This window comes from Mesorhizobium sp. M8A.F.Ca.ET.208.01.1.1 (assembly GCF_004791315.1).
GTDB lineage: Bacteria > Pseudomonadota > Alphaproteobacteria > Rhizobiales > Rhizobiaceae > Mesorhizobium.
The window spans coordinates 1-301 of sequence record NZ_SRUT01000308.1 but is presented as its reverse complement, the minus strand read 5'-3'; the positions used below and the strand labels follow the sequence as shown (position 1 = coordinate 301).

Sequence of the window (301 nt, the reverse complement as noted above, 5' to 3'; positions counted from 1 at the left end):
CTGGAGGAAAAGGGCGTCGACTACGAGCTCGCCCCTGTCGACATATTCGCCGCCGACGGCATTCCGGCCTGGTATCTCGAGCGCCACCCGTTCGGCCGCATCCCGGCCTTCGAGCATGACGGTTTCCGCCTGTTCGAGACAGGTGCAATTGCACGCTATGTCGACGAAGCCTTGCTGGTCGATGCCGGATTGCGCATGGCGCTGACCCGCACGCAGAGCGCGTCGGAGGAGTGGAATTCGGTGCTGCTCAGCGCCGGATCCGACGTCGCCTTCAGCCAGAAATACCAGGACTACACCGCCG

The 301-nt window shown here is 63.8% G+C and carries 1 protein-coding gene; it reads left to right on the top strand.

All coding sequences use genetic code 11. The features are described from left to right. A partial coding sequence (locus tag EN851_RS37590) for a glutathione S-transferase N-terminal domain-containing protein (RefSeq protein ID WP_245520908.1) occupies positions 1 to 301 on the top strand: 301 nt, incomplete at both ends.